This is a genomic window from Enterococcus sp. MSG3290, assembly GCF_050555565.1.
Taxonomy (GTDB): Bacteria; Bacillota; Bacilli; order Lactobacillales; family Enterococcaceae; genus Enterococcus_B; species Enterococcus_B faecium.
Genome location: NZ_CP187862.1, coordinates 1,288,159 through 1,306,006, shown reverse-complemented (window position 1 = coordinate 1,306,006; position 17,848 = coordinate 1,288,159). Strand labels below are relative to the sequence as shown.

The window sequence follows — 17,848 nt, the reverse complement described above, 5'->3', positions numbered from 1 at the left end:
TAGATTTGTTACACTTTATCTATTCTACTACTTAGAGTTGACTCTAAGTCAATAGCATTTTAAAAAAATTTCAGAGAAAACTTGTTATATAAGTAGATCTTCGCACGAATCAGGACTCAAATAAAAACCTTCTACAGACAATTAAAAAGATTTGTAGAAGGTCTCCTAATTAAGGTCTCATCAAGAAATATGTTTTTTTAATAGGTGAAGTTCCTGAGCAATATGATACAAATGGATGTTTGCACCTTTTAATGAGATTGGATAGATCTTTGTCTTTTCAGTTTCTAATCCATTTTGATAGCTAGCAGCATCGCACAAAACCACTCTTTTTTTCGCACATAGACATTCATCAGGCAATTCTTCTAATGAACGAAATAAAATAGGATTTATTTCGGCGATGCCTTCTTCCGCATACAAATGAAATTGGGTTCGATAAAAAAATTGTTTGACTGAACTTTCTGAAACAACAAAAATTTCTATTTCCTGTCTCCCCGCTTGTTCACTGTTGATCAAAGAAAGACTTTTGACGAATTTTCGAATGAAATTTTCATTCCATCTTAGTTGGATTTGATTTTTCTTTTTCCACTCTTCCAATATTTCTACAATTTTTCCGTACAGAAGTTGTTCTTTTTCTGATAGAAGATAGATCCTTTCCGGTAAAAATACTTGTCCATCTGCCCACAACGTACGGACAAATTGTAAAAAGGATTGCTTGAAAATAAAATTTTCTGCATCGTCGATTTCAGCGATACTAATAATCTGTAAAATCAATTCATTCAGTGATAGGTCATTGAGAACAAAATTTTTATAAACAACTTCGAAATCTTTTCTTAACAGCTCCATGTTCTCATTGGTATAATTTCTACTGTTGAACAAAGAAAAAATATAATAGACATCTTCTTCTTGTAAGTCTAGAATTCCTTTTTGCTCTTCCAATCCTTGACAGACTAATTGAAATAACGGCTTCGTTTCTGCGCTTTTCTTATCTTCTTCTTTCAGTCCAAGGGGAAATGCCTTTCTTCCGATTGCGATCTCTATTCCTCGTATGATAAAGGACTTTTCATCTTCCGAATATCTTCTTTTAAAAAAATGAGTCTCTACATAATCAATCAACTCGTTACAAGCTTCTTCTACATACGGATTTTTATTTTCATAGCCTTCCCAATTGACATAGCGTACTAAAGCTAGCAAGATGTTCCGCGAGTCAAATTCTGGGATAATGATTTCTTTATTTTTCAAATAATCATTTTCTTTAAAAAAATCCAATACGATTTTTTTGATTGTATATACTTTGCTCAAAGAAATAAATTCAAGATCAGCCAGTTCTGTACTCGTGAATATACCATTAAAATAATAACTTAAAAACTTTAAAAAATAAGATTGACCGTACAGAAACTGTGTGAGCTCAGAAAGAGCAATACCATGTTTGAATACGAGTTTATACTTATGCTTCTCTCTTACTTGTTCTTTTATGCAATATTCTAGACACTCGGCTAGACTTTCTAGATCGTGAAGGATCGTTGGTGTAGTCACCCTTAGTGAAATAGCTGTTTGTTCGATATCTATTTCTTGGAATTCAAATAATTGTTCACACAGATACACTTTTCTAAATATATTTCGCTCGATGTAATTTTCCAGCATTCCTGATACACGCCTCCAGTTTTTCTTATGATTTTATTTAATCATATCTGTAAATCGTATTTTTGTTTCCTTTTTATTTAGAAAAGCCCTTTCAAAAACCAATAAAAAAAGAAACTGGGACAAAAGTCAAACAAGCTCACAATTTCAGCCTCATTGTAGGTAGCTTTGAGCCGTTTGGACTTTTACCCCAGCCTCTTTCAAGAATGGTTATTCAAAGATGTCAGCGTCTAGTTCTTTGACTACATCTTTCAACAATTGGATACCAGCTGCGCTGTTACCAAATGGATCTAGTGCCGGGCTGAAGACACCTATGCCGTAACGATTTGGCACAGCTGCCATCAACCCGCCGCCTACACCGCTTTTTGCAGGTACACCAACATGGACGGAAAACTCTCCTGATTCATCATACAAACCAGCAGTTGTCATAATTGATTTGACGATTGTAGCACTTTCTTCAGTAATGATTTGTTTGCCATTCCAAGGAGCGATTCCTTTATTTGCCAGCACAGCAGCTAATTTTGCTATGCCTGTAGCGGTGACATTGAGGGAGCATTGTCTGAAATAAGCATCGAGTATCTCCGATACGTCTCCTTCGATCATTTGATTACCTTTCATATAGTAAGCAAGAGAGCGATTGATATCACCTGTTCTTGATTCAGAATGATAGATTTCTTCATTCAATGTGATATTAGGATCATCACAGATCTCTTTCATAAATGACAAGATTCGCTCAAATTTTTCATCTGCATCTTTACCGGCAATCAACGAGGTTGTTGCAATCGCTCCTGCATTAACAAAAGGATTCATTGGATGTTTGCGATGATTGATTTCCATATTCATGATAGAATTGAAAGCAAATCCGGTTGGTTCCGTGTTGATTGTTTGAAAGACTTTTTCTATTCCGTTGTCTTTGATTGCTAATAACAATACGGGAACTTTTGACATGCTTTCGATGGCAAAGCGCACATCGGCATCTCCACCCTCAATCAGTTGTTTTGTATCCAAATCATAAATCGCCATACCTAATTGTTTAGGATCCACTTCAGCTAATGCTGGAATGTAATCCGCCACTTGTCCTGTTTGATAATAGTGGAAATTTTTTCCAATCAATTGTTCTAATTCTTTTACTTCCATTTGAATAACCAGCTTTCATTTTTTATTTTTCTGCATGCTGGAATTTATGACGGCATGCGTAGATCGTAAATGGAATAACTAAGACGATAAGATAAGAAACAATCAGAATCGTTTCATAAATCCCATGCTGTCCATCTGCGATACTAGCAGGTGGAACAAATGAGATACAAAAAGCAAAAAGTGAAGTCAAAAGACCTAAACAAGCAACGATTACTTTTACAACTTTTCCGCCTGGAACCTGATAGGCTCTTTCAAGGCTGTCATCTTTAAAAACCAGCTTCAAATAGCCCGCGAAAAACATAAAGTACAACATCAGGTAGATTACAACAGTCAATGACATCGCTGCAAGAAATGAAAGATTATTCCCCCCGCCGCTTAATGTAAAGACGGCTGCCCAGATTGTTGCAACGATCCCATTTGCGATCATCAAATGAGCAGGAACACCGTGTGTGTTTTCTTTTGCAAAATATTCAGGAAGTAATCCTTCTTCTGCTGCTACGTGAAGTGCTTTTGAAGGAGAGGTTACCCAAGAAGCAATTTCTCCGATGACACCTAAACAAACAAGAATCGCAAGAATTTTCGCAATCCATGCAAGATTTGGATCAATGTGTCTTAATAGGAATTCTAACGATTGAATCACCCCTGTATTAAGAGACAAACCATGTTGAGGTACTGTAGTAGCGACGGTCAATCCGCCAAAAGTATCTAAAATGATTGCCAGAATAACCAATACAAACATTGCTAATGGATAATCCTTTTTAGGGTTTTCCATTTCATTTGCATGACTGGCAGATGTTTCTACGCCCATATATGCTAAAATAAAGGAAACAAAAACAACCAGCGTAGGCAATTTCGAAAAATCAGGAATCAATGTTTTCATAGACAGTGTCGTTTGTAGTGGAGCGCCTGAAGCGACATAATGGATCCCTAAGCCAAACAAGACTAATGCTGGCAACAAGATACCAGCTACAAAACCGATCCGAGCAATCAATGAAGTATATTTGGTTCCTTTTAACTGTGAGAGTAAAATAGCCCAGAAAATAATCAATAGGATTGCCAATTTCAGATATTTATTGTTTTGTATAGCACCAATACCCGTTGCATAGGATAATGCACCAGTTAAGAAATACAGCATGGTCAAGTAGCCAACTGTTATCTCAAACCATTGGAAAAAGATTGCGGCAAAACCGAATCGTTTTCCCAATGTGCGACTGACCCAAGTATAGACACCGCCTTTTTCCCATCCTTTCACCGTTGCCATCTCTGCTGCGCACAATGCCACAGGGATAAACCATAGCAAACCGCCTAATAACAAGAAAAATACTAAGCTGAAGCCTGAGGTCGCGAATGTGGGATATTCATATAATGAAACGACCATTGAGATGGTCATAGCCAAAAAGCCAAAGAACGTTAATTTTTTTGCAGGAATTTTCGTTTTGCTTTGTTGCATGAATCTTCCTCTTTTCTATTTGAATTTGTTTCAATTGAGTTTGTTGCCAAAGAAGAAAAAGTCCAATCCTTCTTCTTGTTCTTCTTTTGTAGTAGTGATCGTTGTAAAGTGCATCGCCGATTTTAAAATCACTGTTGTCAGCACATAGGCATACACGGCAGTAATGATGACACCAATCACTTGAATCCCTAAGAAGTACCAGCTGCTTGGATTCGTTAGTAAATGGCTGTTAGATGCAAAGATCCCTATCAGAATCGTACCTGTGAATCCGCCCATGCCATGAACACCCCACACATCAAGTGCATCATCCCATTGTTTCTTTTTACGAAAATCAACAGCAGCATGACAGACGATACCCGCAATGATCCCAATCAGCATGGCACTTTTTGCTTCTACATAACCGGCACAAGGCGTAATGGCTGCCAATCCAGCAACGGATCCTGTTAGTACGTCGACAAAATCAAAGCCATTTCCTTTTACTTTTGCAATGATCAGCCAAGTAATCATCGCAAATGCAAGAGCGATGAATGTTGAACCAAATGCATTGACTGCTTGTTCATCTGCTCGAAGTGCACCACCGGAATTAAAACCGAACCAGCCAAACCAAAGCAGTCCTGTACCGATAGCAGCTGCCATAAGACTGCTATGCTGACTTCTTTCTCCTAAAGGAATCTTTCTTTGACCAAGTGTGAGGATACATGCTAAAGAGCCGAATCCAGCTGTCGTGTGGATGACTGCTCCACCAGCGAAATCTCTAAATCCCATCTGATCCAAAAATCCGCCGCCCCATATCCAGTGGCAAACAGGGAAATAAATCAGCAGATTCCAAAAAATAACAAGTATAATATAGCCTTTTAAATTCAATCTCCCTGCAAAAGCTCCTGTCATCAAAGGAACGGTAATCACGATAAACATCAGTTGGTAAAGAAAGAACATTAAAAATGGAATCGTTGCACCATGAAACATGTTGGGGAAGCTTGTAACATGTCTCATCAAAAAGAAATCTGCCGGGTTTCCAATAACACCGCCGATATCCCGTCCAAAGGCCAATCCGAATCCACCAAATACCCACATAATCGTTGTTATCCCAACGGAGAGAAAAGATTGAGACATGATCGTTAGTATATTATTCTTCCGTGCTAATCCGCCGTAAAAAAAAGCTAGACCAGGAGTCATCAGACAAACCATTGCTGTACATAAAATCATGAATGCTGTATCTCCTGTATTGATAGGTAATGTATTCATTTTTTTCGCCTCCTTTCTACGATTACGAGTATAAAAGAAGGTGTAGTTGTTTTTTTCTTCTGTTTTTTTGAATTAATACTTGCATTTATAAAAGACAGACAATTAATAAAAGCTTGATGTGTTGTGCTCTTTTTCGTTTTTCACACAAATAAAGACAAAAAATAAACGGTCTTCTTTTTATAGAAAACCGTTTATTTTCGTCTTTTTTTATTTTTAAAGATATTTTTTCATAAGGAATAAAGAATACTTCATATAAAATATATAAAAAAGAACCGCAGCGAGTGTCGCTACGGTTCTCAAATTTGTTCTTCATTTCAACATAAGTTTTTCTTCAATTTGCTTATAATTTACGTGCAAAGAATGAAACGACTAATACTAAAATGATTGCACCGATCAATGATGGAATGATAGCCATTCCTGCAATTGTTGGTCCCCAAGTTCCTAGTAAAGCTTGTCCAATTGCTGAACCTACTAAACCAGCAATGATGTTTGCGATGATCCCCATTGATGATCCTTTATTCGTGATTGCTCCTGCAATTGCTCCAATGATACCGCCGACGATTAATGCCCAAATAAATCCCATTTTAAATTCCTCCTAACTGACTTTTTACTTCTTATTGTACACGTGGTTCGTTATTTTCTTTGACTTTTTGTGCACCTTTGCCTACAGCAGATTTTGCTTTATCTGTTTGGCGTGAAGCAAATTGTCCTGTTGATTTTGCTGCTTCTGTTACTTTGTCTTGTACTGTTTCTTGATCTTTTTGGTATTCTTCTTGTGTTTTGATGTCTGCAACATTCACATTCACTTCGATAACATCTAAATGTGTCATATTGTTTACTTCAGTACTGATTAATTCTTTGATTTGGTTGTAAATATCTTCGATGTCTTTACCGTATTCTACGATCACATCTAGATCCACAGCTACTTGTTTCTTACCTACTTCTGTATTGATACCTGCTGTTACGTTATCTGTGTTGACTAATTTTTCAGCCATATTTGAGAAAAATCCGCCATCTAATGTCAATAGACCATCTACATCTTTCAAAGCATAACCGATGATTTTTTGGATGACTTTGTCTTCATAAGTCAATTCACCATTCATCATGCGGTTTTCTCCTTTTTCATTTGCCAAAACTGATCCATTTGTTGTATTCATGTTTTTGTTTTCCATCTTTGTTTCCTCCTATGATTTAAAAAATTGATCAACTATTCCTGTCTGTTTCAAATAAAAACCGATTCCTGCGCCAATTGCTGTCATGATTATGATCAACAATGTCTTGAAAAATCCAATCGTTAACCATAAAACAGCTAGCAGTAGTCCAAGACCCCCAAAGATAATAGGGAGCTTGTATGCTGAAAATAGTTCTTTCATTATTTGGCCCTCCTATTCCACTCGAGAGTGCTTGTAGTCTCTTGTATCTTCTTGTTCTTCATAACCGCTGTATGTGACTGCCACTTTGACCGTTTCTTTTGTTCCGAGTACTTTAGTCACTTCTTCTTCGATGTCTTGCATCAATACACCTGTTTTCCCTACTAATGAAGAAGTTCGTTTCAAGTCTCCGTTGACATGGATATGGATTCGATTTTTCGTTGAACGTATCCGTACTTTAGGTGAATGAATGAACTCTTCTTCGTGTAAATGGGAACGTACCAACCCTTCGATCGCTTTTTTGTCGATTGTTAGTTTGCCATCTTCCCGTTTCATAACGAAAGTTCCTCTTGACTTTGGATAGAAAAGAACGACTAGCAAGATGATAATAGCAAGAACGGCAAATACTACAGCTGCCCAGAAAATATATTGTTGCATGTAGTAATTCGTTAAAGTAAAGAAGCGAAATCGTTCCAATTGTTCAGGCATAATATACGGCGCATTGATCAACGCAATCGCTAGAAATACTGAAAGTAGCAGTAAACTCATGATAACACCGATTATTTTTAACCCCTTATTCATTTTCCACCTCCTATAAACATATTTTTACCCTGTAAATAACTCTACCGACAATCACAGTATAGATAGCGAACAGTTAGCATAGCACCAGTAAATAAAGCGCTACCAAACATTGTTGGATCATAACGGCGTTTTATTGCCAGTCTGATACTGAAATAACAATTGCTTACTTATTCTCTATTTACTTTTGATTGCTGGCTATACTTAAAGGATATTATTCAAGATTAAAAATTGCAAAGATTATGCTCAGTTATTATTACAAGATTCTATTTATTTATTAAATTTTTTCGGAGAATTAAAAAATACAATAAATAACTTTAGTTACTTTAATGCGTTCTTGCTTTATTTTTATATTATCATTTTTCTTATTCACTTCTTTGGTTTATACTATTCTTATAAATAAAAACGAGGTATGTCCTATGATGAAAAGATTGTGCTATTCATTGATCATAACGATTGGCTATTTGATTGTATCAAATCTAGGAAATATGGTATTTGGTATCAGTAAAGAATTCAGTTGGACTACTACATTATGGGAATCTCTATTCTTTTTCATCTTCGTATTTTTGTTACAAAATTATCGAAAAAAATAAACATGTGCCATCTATCTGTTGGCACATGTTTTAGGATTTATGGTACTTTTTATTCGGCAATCCATTTTATTTTTCTACTTCTTCTTAATACCTCTAACACTTTTGATTTATAAACTAATCCAATGCATCTACTTGCGCTTATTAAGCTATTTCAGCTAGATAGTACCACCCCATGTGTCAATGCTTGATTTTCCTTTTGTATAACATTGTATAAGCAATAAAGGACAAATAAGTGGAGATTACACCAAACCATTGAATAAGAAAAATTCTGATACGTAAATAAACATGAACTTGAAAAAATTAATGAATCGGTTAGCTACTACGTAGTTGTCTTTTTTCTCATACAGTTCTGTTAACTTACACTTCTCTTCGCTAGATAATAAAAAATCCTCCAACTGTATTGTCCAATATAATCCCAGGCATCTAAACTAGCATTATAGAAGAGACACACATAGAATCTAAAATAACTGGTTTTAAATGTTTCTTACAATCAAAAAAAGCTGTTAAATGCACTCCACACCTTCATACTCTATCATTTTTTATAAACGATATATTTTTATTGTTTTTCGATAAAAAATAGTTGTTTTACAATAATTATTCTGCTATATTTTAGCTATCAAAGATAAAAGAGGGATAAAAATGAAATTTAAAACATTGCTATTAAAATTTGTCGTTTTAGGTATAAGTGCCGTATTTATTTTGTTCGGCGTACTTTTTTACACTCAGATCGCTACAAGCGAAAAAGGATTCAATTTTGATTGGCAGACCACATTATTTGTTTCTGTCATTTACTTTGCCCTTTTCCTAGGGATCGTTATTGCTTATTTCTTATTGAAACTATTGAAAAAAATCGAAGATAACCAAGCTTTTTCCACTCAAAGCTTAAACATACTAAAAAAAATCGAACGAACCATTTTGTTTATTGGTTTCGCTTTTTTTGGCTTACTTCCTAAATTTATGAAAGTAGCGGATTTAGACGATGCTCCAGGTTTGATGTTGGTAGGAATCGCTGTCGTATTCATTCCTTTTGCAGTATACACATTAACAAGCGTGCTGGAAAAACTGCTTGAACATGCGATTTTACTTAAGACAGATCATGATTTGACAGTGTGAGGTGCGACATGGCAATTATCGTTAATTTAGATGTAGTATTAGCTCAAAAAAAAATGAGTGTGACTGAATTGAGTGAGAAAGTGGGCATTACGATGGCAAACATCTCTATTCTAAAAAATGGAAAAGCAAAAGCCATCCGTTTTTCCACTCTCGAAAAAATCTGCCAAGTTTTGGAGTGTCAACCGGGTGATTTGTTGACCTATAAAAATGACTCGAATACTATACCAGAAGAATAAAATAAAGTAGAACAAACAGTAAATAAAAAATAATCTGAATGATAGATGTGTAAGACTTTTAGAAGTTATTTACGTCTATTATTCAGATTTTTTATTTCGATTGAATACCGTTTTATCTATAAATAAGATATGTACTGACTCATACAAAGGGGGCCTTTTCTTCTCCATGTACTATCACTTTTCCTGATACAACTGGTTTCCTGTTACGTTGTAGTTGGATCTGCTTTTAGTATAATACTTTATTCATTCCACCAGATTGATAGCAGTTTGAGCAGTCTAAATAATCATGTAGTATTACAGGCCATTCTGTTTCATACCTTGAAGTGCTTAAAACTTCAGCTAATGGCCCATTGTGTTAACTCTTACTCCATTCTTTTTTAGTAAACTCCCATATATACTGTAAAGCCTTCTATATATTATGTCATGTTGCTTTTACCATTTACTATGTAGTTTTGATAAAATGATTTGAATAACAGTGATGGACTATTCTTTTTTATTTTTAACATTATTTTGATAATAATGATTATTTATTTAAAAATACATTAGATAACATTTGTTACGACACGAAAAAGCTTCACAAACAAATATCGTTATTTTAAAATGAGGGCGAACTCACACAATTAGGAGGAATAGTATGCCATTTATTGTTTACTTTTTTCTTTCATTACTCGTGATCTATATTCCATTACCAACATTTTTCCTGCTCGTCAATCGTCTAGCAGAGCAACATGATACGATTGCTGCTCTTACGAAACTTTGTTTACTTCTATTTGTTTGTCTAGATTACTTTACGAGCTATTATTGGCTAAAACAGACAAGAGTAAAAAAGAGATATTATTTCTTCCTTGTCTTTTTCAATCTCTTTGAGTTTCTGATCCATTGCTTTTTACTTCATCAGTATCATACGATCCATTTGTGGATCATCTGGGTTTTCCAAGTGGTCGTATTATTTTGTATGTTCACCTTTCCTATCTCAAGAAAATTTAGGAAGGCATTGTTTTATTAAAGAAGCTTCTCTGTATCAATAAAGACACATTTAAGGAAAAACTTTTAAAAATCTAATTGGGAATTTGCCCGCATAAATAAGAGGCTGTGACAAAAGTCTTGTCACAGCCTCTTATTCCGAATAAACAGTGTTCAAAAGCTTGCATCTTCGATAATATGCCCAACCAAATGAAAAATATGAGAAGCTATTTTTGTTTGGCTGTTCTTATTACTTGATGAAGAACAGCTTTTTCACGACCTCTTTTTAAAAGTCTTTTTACAGTTTTCGAGCAAAGAATGATACGATTAGTACTAAAATGATGGCACCAATCAATGATGGCACGATTGCCATTCCTGCAATACTTGGTCCCCAAGAACCTAACAATGCTTGACCAAGTGCTGATCCAACTAAACCTGCTACGACATTTGCAATAATCCCCATCGAAGAACCTTTATTCGTGATTGCTCCTGCAATTGCTCCGATAATTCCTCCGACGATAAGTGACCAAATAAATCCCATGTTTCGTTCCTCCTAATGTTTTACTTCCTTATTACTGAACCCGTGGTTCTGTATTTTCTTTTACTTTTTGTGCGCCGCTTCCAGCTGCTGATTTTACTTTATCTGTTTGATTCGAAGCAAATTCACCGGTTTTTTTCGCTGCGTCAGTTACTTTGTCTTGCACCGTTTCTTGATCTTTTTCAAATTCTTCTTTTGTTTTGATGTCCACTACGTTAGCGTTGACTTCGATCACTTCTAAGTGTGTCATATTTTTTACTTCTTTGCCGATTACTTCTTGCATTTCTTCAAAGATTTTTTCGATATCTTTGCCATATTCCACAATGACATCCATATCAACTGCTACTTGTTTTTTACCGACTTCTGTTTCAATACCAGCCGTTACATTATCTGTATTCACAAGTTTTCCTGCCACATTAGAGAAGAAACCACCGTTTGCAGATAATAAACCGTCTACTTGTTCAATTGCGATTCCGATGATTTTTTGCACAACTTTATCTTCATAATTCAGCTCACCGCGCATTGAATCTTCCTGTTCAGAATCATGCTTTCCTTGGTTATTTGTATGATCAGAACCAAGTTTTCCTTGTCCGTTTGTGTGGTCAGAACTAAGTTTTTCTTGTGCTTTCGCATGGTCAGAAGGATGTTTTTGCTCTTCCACAGGTTTAGAAGGATCGATTGCATCATGTTGTTCTGGAACTTTAGATTCTGGAGTTCCTGGATGATGAGGTGCATGCTTTTCTGCATCATGTTTCTTCTCTTCTACTCCTTGTTGAACGTTAGGGACTACTGGATCTGGATGTGCAGATACTGGTGCTGTTTTGTTCTTTTCATCGTTCACACCATTTGATTGGTTTGGTGTCGTTGGGTCTGGATGTGCAGACACTGGTTTTTGGTTGTTCATTTTATTGTTATTATTTTTGTTATTGTTATTCATGGATGTTTCCTCCTAAGATTTAAAATAGTGATCTAAGATTTTCGTTTGTTTCAGATAAAAACCGATAGCGACGCCGATCGCTGCCATGATCAAGATCAATAAGGTCTTGAAAAAGCCCACGGTGATCCATAAAACGGCTAATATCAATCCAAGTACCCCAAAGATGATAGGGAGCTTGTATGTCGAAAATAGTTCTTTCATTTTTGGTCCCCCCCTATTCTACTCGTTTGCGGTCATTGCTTCGTTTAGCTGGTTCTTCAAAGCCTGTGTATTTCACCGATACTTTCACTGGCTCTTTTGTTCCCAATATGTGTTGTACTTCATTTTCGATTTCTTTCATCAATGTTCCTGTTTTACCAATGAGTGCTGAAGTTCGTTTCAACTCCCCTTTTACATTGACGGCGATCTTGTTTTTCGTTGCTTTGACATTTACTTTTGGTGAATGGATGAATTCATCTTCATGCAAGTGAGAACGAACCATTCCTTCAATTGCTTTTTTATCCAACGTCAACTCCCCATCACCATGTTTCAGTAGAAAGTTTCCGATTGTTTTTGGATAAAACAGGAAAACAAGTAACGTGATAATTGTCAAAATAGCAAATGCAACGGCAAGCCAAAATACATATTGTTGCACGTATGAATTAGTGATGGAAAAGAATCGAAACTTCTCTAGCTGAAAAGGCAATGGATAGGTTGCACTTAATAGTATCGCAAACAAAAGCACAGATAGCAAAAGTAACGTTCCGATCACTCCGATCGTTTTTACACCTTTATTCATTTTCGCACCTCCTCATAGGGGTGAAACGATCAACTTCTTATAAGTTGATCGCTTCTCCACCAGTTACTCCGTAAATTTGGGCTGTAACATAACTTGCTTTATTCGATGCTAAGAAAACATAAACTGGTGCTAATTCTCCTGGCTGACCTGCACGTTCTAGTAAACTTTGCTGACCAAATTCAGGGATCGAATCAGAAGGTTGTCCTTCGTCTAGTTGTAATGGTGTCCAGATTGGACCAGGTGCTACACCATTTACACGGATTCCTTTAGGTGCAAGCTGTTTTGCTAAACCGATCGTAAAGTTAGCGATTGAAGCTTTTGTTGCTGCGTAATCTAATAAATGTTCGCTTGGATTGAATGCTTGAACAGAAGTTGTTGTTACGATTGCTCCTCCTGCTGGGATATGCGGAACAGCTTCTTTCACTAAAGCAAACATAGCGATGATGTTTATCATAAATGTGTCTTTGACTTGCTCAAGTGGTAACTCAGCAATAGACTGACAAGAAATTTGCTGTCCTGCGTTTAGTACCATCGTATCTAGCCCGCCAAGTTCACTCACGGCTTTATCTATGATTTCTTTAGGTGCTTGTTCGTCACGAAGATCAAAAGGTAGTAAGACAATCTTACGTCCTGCATCTTTCACGTATTTTGCTACTTCCTCTGCATCTTTTTCTTCTCCTGGGAAGAATTGAAGAGCGATATCTGCCCCTTCTCTAGCAAATGCAATCGCTGCTGCACGACCGATCCCTGAATCTCCACCAGTGATTAGTACACGGCGGTTTTCTAGTTGATTATTGCCTTCATAGGATTCTTCTCCGCAATCAGGAACAGGAATCATATTCTGCTGTAAAGCGGGTGTATCCTGATCTTGTTTAGGAAATTTCTCCGTATGGTACAAGTTTCGCGGGTCGATTAATTTTGGTTCTGTCATTGCTGTATTCCTCCTAGTTTTTAAATTGTATTGCCAAAACAAATTTCTTTGTTTGATACCTGTTTTAAATAGATTCTTTAATTTGTATAATCTTTCCGGTATAAATGGTAACCTAAAACTACTGCTGCTATCAAAGAGCCAAAGACTACGAGTATAAAGCCTAGAGCAGAACTTTTACCCGGTAATCCTCCTGTATTCATTCCCCAAATCCCTGCGAACAACGCCGGAACGGAAATGATTAATGCAGCTGAATCTAGATATTTCATGATATGATTTAGATTATTGTCCATCATCCCGTTGAATAGATCACCAATACTCTCTAATAAATCTCGATATATCTCGATCATTTTTTCTGTTTGTCGCTGTCTCAAATGGACATCATAGAGTAGCTGTTCATCATCTAAACGTTTGATGAAAGTTTCAGAATTCCATAATTGATCCATTGTTTCCCGTTGATCTCTTAAGGTATGATCGATATATACGATGTCTCTTTCAAGATCTGCCTGTTTATACAGTTCTTCATTTTCCGTTGTTTTACGAGCTGCTTTATCCAAAGCGTCAATTCGCTTTTTCATCTCTCTTAGTTCTTTCACGTAATGGGTGTAAATATCTAATAATGTATACGTGATGATCTTTTCAAACGAGTTTAAATGATTTCCATGCTTTGTCAGCAGCCGATCCACAAATTCGGTTTTTCTATCGATACAAGTAATCAAGAGATTATCGGAAAGTACAAAAGATATTGGCGTTAATTTTTTTTCGATACGATTATCTGACTGATCTAGATTAATCACTACCAAAGAAAATGGATGCTCTAGTTTCGTCTCATAAAGGCGCTCCATCCGAGAAACTTCTTCCGGATATTCGGTTCCTACGAAAATATCATCAGGAAGCTCGAATTCTTCGATTGCTTGCTCAATCTCTTCGGGCTTTGCACTATCAAGTACGAGCCAATTATATTTTTTTTCATCTGTTTCTATTACATTCTTTTCTTCATCCACAAAGTAGTATCTCAATGTATACCTCCTTTTTGGACTTTCTCGAAACTATTAGCTGAAGAAGCAGTTCTTTAATTTGATATTATAATCGAGTACTGCGATTTCATTTTCTAATGAAAAGCTGTCAAGCTGTTTGTTGAAGTCCATGTTCAATCGTTTACCGAAATAATTTTGCTCTAATTTAGATGTATAGATGTCCAATAATGGATGCTCGATTTTAGTCGCATATTCTCCAAATTCCGAAACAAAAGGAATGATTTGAAAAAAGCTGCCTTTTGCAAAAGCACCTTTGTCCCTTAAAAATGGATCGGAATCATTGATGAGCGCGAGTGCGATTTTTGTATTTTCCCCAACCTTTTCAATTAACGTCTCTACTGCATTTTTAGACATTGTAATTTCCATTCCTGCTCCCCCTCTTCAGTTGTTGTCTTCTATTATTTAACAACTACATCTGTTTTTGGTTGAACTTTTGCGTATTTTGGATATTTAGGGAATTTAGCTACACAGCGGAAAGCCGTCATCCCTGCATATTTTTCGTAATATTTCTTCGTTGGCCCTTCAAAATCCTTGCTCCACGGTTTCACATGTCCTGAAAAATGGATAATGTAAGGATTGTTGCGAGTTTCTTCGTATTCACGTTCACCTGCTGCTGTTGGATGTTTTTTTGCTTTTGCCATGATATAGCCTTGTGCATTCCAACGCGGATGAAGTGGTAACCAACGGTCATGTAAGATAGCATTTAATGCATCTTGGTCATGGAATCGTAATTTTTCTGGATTATGTTCGATGAAATCTAATACTTTTTGCGTAATATTTTCATCTAACCATTTTTTCACATTGATCAGCATCAAACCTGAGTTGAAATAACGCATTGATTTAGCTGAAATTTCCATTTTTTCCAGTCGTTGATGGAACCCTGCATCTTCAACAGCTGCTACGATTGAATCCCCAAAATCAAGACGCCATAATTTAGAGATGTCTTGTAAAGCGATCATGTCGCAATCCATATATAAGATACGTTCAACTTCTGTGCCGCGGAACAATTCCGGAATCGCAATACGATAATAAGCTGTTTCTGGAATACGATCGCTGATTACCACATTTGTAAAGAATTCTTTATTGATTTTCAAGAATTCCACATCTGAGTTCATTCGTGCGTTTTTCACTGAGAAGCGTAAAAGCTGTTTACTTTCAAAATCGATATCATCGTCAATCACATAGAACCGAACAAATTTAGACGGGTTGCAATTATCTAATACTGAGACAAATAATGCAGCTAAATGTGGTACGAATTTTGTGTTACAACTTGCGACTACTGCTATTTCTTTTTTATTCATTGATCTCGCCTACTTTCGTTAGAGTACTGTGTGCTAATTTTTTTAAGTATAAATTGGTATACGGATGATCTTTCAACGTATTCCAAGGTTTATCATGTCCTGTAAAGTGAACGATCGAAGGTTTTTCATTTCCTTCTTTATACTGACGTTCATATTTTTCATTTGGTGCTGGATGACGTTCAAAAATCAGCGAAGTCTGCATGTTCCATTTTGGATGAAGTTGTTCCCAATCTTCATAAAGTACAGCATTCAAAGCATCTTGGTCGTGATAGATGATTCGATCGCCATTTTCACTGAGGTAATGGATAGTTTTTTCTGTAATTTCTTTTTTATTCCATTGATCAATGTCAATCACCATCACTCCTGAATTGAAGTACAAGTCATCGGAATCGATTCCTAATCTTTCCAAAGCTTTCACTTGACCTGGATCGATAATAGCGCCGATTGTTTTTCCATTTAACGGCTCATCATATAGTTTTACGATATCGTCTAGTACTAACACATCTGAATCTAAGTAAAGGACTTTCTTATAATCCTCTTTAGCTAATAAGTTTGGTAAAGAAATTCTTAAGTAAGCGGTAGTTGTGATATGGTCACTGACTAGGAAGTCTTCGTAGATATCTTTTTCCACTGTCAGGAATTGGATACTTGCATTACTTGAATATTTATTTACCGTTTCTTCCAATCCTTCTTTACTATATTCTGATAGACCATCGTCAATCACATAAAATTTTATGCGTCTTGTTTTATTGCAATTTTCTAATGCAGTTGCGATCATCACGCTCAAGTAAGGAGCATAATTTTCGTCTGAAGCAGTTACCACAGGAACTACGCCGTATCTCTTCTCCATCAAAATCACTCCTTTTTCTAATCTTTTTCTAACCTGTTCTACATCTAGAATATTCCTCATTTGGTTTTAAAGCAAAATATATGCTTTGTTTTCATTGAATATTTTAAAATTTTTTTATCACAAAACGCATTGGTAAGCGCTAACTATTCGTTTTTCATGGCTTTTTATTCAAAGGTATTGACCAAAAACTACTATATATAGCCACCTTTTTCTTAAGAATGTTTTTTGAAAAAATTCATAATGACAAAGCAAGTTAGTTTCATTTTTTTAAATTCTCATTTAATCTTAAGGTAACAGGAAAATAGATATGTAAAAAGAAAGTAGGAAGATAAAATGAAACTAGCAGCGATTGATTTAGACGGTACCTTGCTTGATCGAAATGGAAAGATACCAGAAGAAAATATCCAAGCACTTCGGAAATTTGATGAAAATGGCGGAATCGTAACCGTCGCTACCGGAAGGAACAGCATTTCTGCTAAAGATATTTTTTCCGAATTAGGAATCGGTGGCTATTTGATTTCTTCCAATGGTTCACTGATTGCTGAAATGAAGGATGGAAAAATGGCGAAAGTTCTCAGACGTTCAAAAATAGATAGCGATACACTGAGAAAAGCCTTCTTCTATGCTCAAGAAGCGAAAATATCCATCATTGCTAGCCGAGAAACCCAAGATGATCAGCTGACATTCGATGAATCAAATCTAGTCAAAGATGACCCTTATTATGAACATTTCAATTTACAGAACCATTCTTTTGATCAAATTTTAAATATGTTGGAAGATCCTTCTCTTAGCTATCTTAAATTAGCATTAACAGATAAGAGTGAAGAAAAACTACAGAAGCTACAAAGAGATCTGCAAGCAGATGGTATCCAATCAGTATTCTCTGATCCGCATTTCTTAGAAATCACGCCTACAGGTATCACTAAAGCTCATTCACTTGTTTTTCTGGCGGATTACCTTGGAATCGAATCGAGTGACATCATGGCTTTTGGCGATCAAGAAAACGACATTGCTATGTTGAATTACAGCGGGTTGAGTATTGCGATGGGGAATGCACAGCGACAAGTAAAAGAAATTGCAAACCAAGTAACGCTGACGAATGAAGAAGCTGGTGTTGCTTATATTTTAAAAAACTTTTATTAAAAAGAATAAAAT

The 17,848-nt window shown here is 36.0% G+C and carries 23 protein-coding genes; 5 read left to right on the top strand and 18 right to left on the bottom strand.

What is annotated here, in order from left to right; genetic code table 11:
* Nucleotides 1-180: 180 nt before the first annotated feature.
* From IGL31_RS06245 to amaP (IGL31_RS06205), 9 genes are all read right to left on the bottom strand, one after another.
* The gene (locus IGL31_RS06245) at nucleotides 181-1,641 is read right to left on the bottom strand and encodes a hypothetical protein (protein WP_002295937.1); all 1,461 of its coding nucleotides are present in this window, start codon (nucleotides 1,639-1,641) and stop codon (nucleotides 181-183) included.
* Between the two features lie 207 nt (nucleotides 1,642-1,848).
* Nucleotides 1,849-2,775, bottom strand: coding sequence for a glutaminase A (glsA, locus tag IGL31_RS06240; RefSeq protein ID WP_086300070.1), 927 nt, complete (start codon nucleotides 2,773-2,775; stop codon nucleotides 1,849-1,851).
* A 22-nt stretch (nucleotides 2,776-2,797) separates the two neighbouring features.
* Nucleotides 2,798-4,225 carry an amino acid permease gene (locus tag IGL31_RS06235; RefSeq protein WP_086300069.1) on the bottom strand — a complete coding sequence of 476 codons (1,428 nt, stop codon included), beginning with the start codon at nucleotides 4,223-4,225 and terminating at the stop codon, nucleotides 2,798-2,800.
* A gap of 30 nt (nucleotides 4,226-4,255) precedes the next feature.
* A complete protein-coding gene (locus tag IGL31_RS06230; protein WP_002296683.1) occupies nucleotides 4,256-5,470 on the bottom strand; it encodes an ammonium transporter in 1,215 nt (404 codons plus the stop codon).
* An 85-nt stretch (nucleotides 5,471-5,555) separates the two neighbouring features.
* A complete protein-coding gene (locus IGL31_RS06225; RefSeq protein WP_002295943.1) occupies nucleotides 5,556-5,783 on the bottom strand; it encodes a hypothetical protein in 228 nt (75 codons plus the stop codon).
* A 27-nt stretch (nucleotides 5,784-5,810) separates the two neighbouring features.
* Nucleotides 5,811-6,053 (bottom strand): GlsB/YeaQ/YmgE family stress response membrane protein, encoded by a 243-nt coding sequence (locus IGL31_RS06220; protein WP_002290686.1) that lies wholly within the window; start codon nucleotides 6,051-6,053, stop codon nucleotides 5,811-5,813.
* A gap of 31 nt (nucleotides 6,054-6,084) precedes the next feature.
* Complete coding sequence (locus tag IGL31_RS06215) at nucleotides 6,085-6,642, bottom strand: Asp23/Gls24 family envelope stress response protein (protein WP_002295944.1); 558 nt, start codon at nucleotides 6,640-6,642, stop codon at nucleotides 6,085-6,087.
* A 12-nt stretch (nucleotides 6,643-6,654) separates the two neighbouring features.
* Nucleotides 6,655-6,843 carry a DUF2273 domain-containing protein gene (locus tag IGL31_RS06210; RefSeq protein WP_002290682.1) on the bottom strand — a complete coding sequence of 63 codons (189 nt, stop codon included), beginning with the start codon at nucleotides 6,841-6,843 and terminating at the stop codon, nucleotides 6,655-6,657.
* Between the two features lie 12 nt (nucleotides 6,844-6,855).
* Nucleotides 6,856-7,422: an alkaline shock response membrane anchor protein AmaP gene (gene amaP / locus IGL31_RS06205; protein ID WP_002295947.1), complete on the bottom strand. Its 567-nt coding sequence runs from the start codon at nucleotides 7,420-7,422 to the stop codon at nucleotides 6,856-6,858.
* A gap of 416 nt (nucleotides 7,423-7,838) precedes the next feature.
* On the opposite strand from amaP (IGL31_RS06205), the gene IGL31_RS06200 reads away from it, so the two are divergent.
* The 4 genes from IGL31_RS06200 (at nucleotide 7,839) to IGL31_RS06185 (ending at nucleotide 10,367) form a co-directional block, all read left to right on the top strand.
* Nucleotides 7,839-8,012 (top strand): hypothetical protein, encoded by a 174-nt coding sequence (locus IGL31_RS06200; protein WP_179189390.1) that lies wholly within the window; start codon nucleotides 7,839-7,841, stop codon nucleotides 8,010-8,012.
* Nucleotides 8,013-8,651: 639 nt separating this feature from the next.
* Nucleotides 8,652-9,125, top strand: coding sequence for a DUF2975 domain-containing protein (locus IGL31_RS06195; protein ID WP_002331739.1), 474 nt, complete (start codon nucleotides 8,652-8,654; stop codon nucleotides 9,123-9,125).
* An 8-nt stretch (nucleotides 9,126-9,133) separates the two neighbouring features.
* Complete coding sequence (locus tag IGL31_RS06190; protein WP_002295139.1) at nucleotides 9,134-9,361, top strand: helix-turn-helix domain-containing protein; 228 nt, start codon at nucleotides 9,134-9,136, stop codon at nucleotides 9,359-9,361.
* Between the two features lie 634 nt (nucleotides 9,362-9,995).
* A complete protein-coding gene (locus tag IGL31_RS06185; RefSeq protein ID WP_086300068.1) occupies nucleotides 9,996-10,367 on the top strand; it encodes a hypothetical protein in 372 nt (123 codons plus the stop codon).
* Nucleotides 10,368-10,622: 255 nt separating this feature from the next.
* Here IGL31_RS06185 and IGL31_RS06180 read toward each other — a convergent pair whose 3' ends face one another.
* The 9 genes from IGL31_RS06180 to IGL31_RS06140 form a co-directional block, all read right to left on the bottom strand.
* Nucleotides 10,623-10,865 carry a GlsB/YeaQ/YmgE family stress response membrane protein gene (locus tag IGL31_RS06180; RefSeq protein ID WP_002291278.1) on the bottom strand — a complete coding sequence of 81 codons (243 nt, stop codon included), beginning with the start codon at nucleotides 10,863-10,865 and terminating at the stop codon, nucleotides 10,623-10,625.
* Nucleotides 10,866-10,896: 31 nt separating this feature from the next.
* The gene (locus IGL31_RS06175; RefSeq protein ID WP_002296679.1) at nucleotides 10,897-11,799 is read right to left on the bottom strand and encodes an Asp23/Gls24 family envelope stress response protein; all 903 of its coding nucleotides are present in this window, start codon (nucleotides 11,797-11,799) and stop codon (nucleotides 10,897-10,899) included.
* A 12-nt stretch (nucleotides 11,800-11,811) separates the two neighbouring features.
* Complete coding sequence (locus tag IGL31_RS06170) at nucleotides 11,812-12,000, bottom strand: DUF2273 domain-containing protein (protein WP_002291274.1); 189 nt, start codon at nucleotides 11,998-12,000, stop codon at nucleotides 11,812-11,814.
* A gap of 13 nt (nucleotides 12,001-12,013) precedes the next feature.
* Nucleotides 12,014-12,577, bottom strand: coding sequence for an alkaline shock response membrane anchor protein AmaP (gene amaP / locus IGL31_RS06165; protein WP_002296677.1), 564 nt, complete (start codon nucleotides 12,575-12,577; stop codon nucleotides 12,014-12,016).
* Nucleotides 12,578-12,614: 37 nt separating this feature from the next.
* Nucleotides 12,615-13,508 carry an SDR family oxidoreductase gene (locus IGL31_RS06160; protein ID WP_002296675.1) on the bottom strand — a complete coding sequence of 298 codons (894 nt, stop codon included), beginning with the start codon at nucleotides 13,506-13,508 and terminating at the stop codon, nucleotides 12,615-12,617.
* A 77-nt stretch (nucleotides 13,509-13,585) separates the two neighbouring features.
* Nucleotides 13,586-14,509 (bottom strand): magnesium transporter CorA family protein, encoded by a 924-nt coding sequence (locus tag IGL31_RS06155; protein ID WP_002303839.1) that lies wholly within the window; start codon nucleotides 14,507-14,509, stop codon nucleotides 13,586-13,588.
* Nucleotides 14,510-14,557: 48 nt separating this feature from the next.
* Nucleotides 14,558-14,908 carry an iron-sulfur cluster biosynthesis family protein gene (locus IGL31_RS06150; RefSeq protein WP_002296672.1) on the bottom strand — a complete coding sequence of 117 codons (351 nt, stop codon included), beginning with the start codon at nucleotides 14,906-14,908 and terminating at the stop codon, nucleotides 14,558-14,560.
* Between the two features lie 32 nt (nucleotides 14,909-14,940).
* Nucleotides 14,941-15,843 carry a glycosyltransferase family 8 protein gene (locus IGL31_RS06145; RefSeq protein WP_002298674.1) on the bottom strand — a complete coding sequence of 301 codons (903 nt, stop codon included), beginning with the start codon at nucleotides 15,841-15,843 and terminating at the stop codon, nucleotides 14,941-14,943.
* Nucleotides 15,836-16,693 (bottom strand): glycosyltransferase family 8 protein, encoded by an 858-nt coding sequence (locus tag IGL31_RS06140; protein WP_002296670.1) that lies wholly within the window; start codon nucleotides 16,691-16,693, stop codon nucleotides 15,836-15,838. Before IGL31_RS06140 ends, IGL31_RS06145 begins: the two co-directional genes overlap by 8 nt.
* Nucleotides 16,694-17,026: 333 nt before the next feature.
* Here IGL31_RS06140 and IGL31_RS06135 point away from each other — a divergent pair, with 333 nt between their 5' ends.
* The gene (locus IGL31_RS06135) at nucleotides 17,027-17,836 is read left to right on the top strand and encodes a Cof-type HAD-IIB family hydrolase (RefSeq protein ID WP_002296669.1); all 810 of its coding nucleotides are present in this window, start codon (nucleotides 17,027-17,029) and stop codon (nucleotides 17,834-17,836) included.
* Nucleotides 17,837-17,848: the final 12 nt, after the last annotated feature.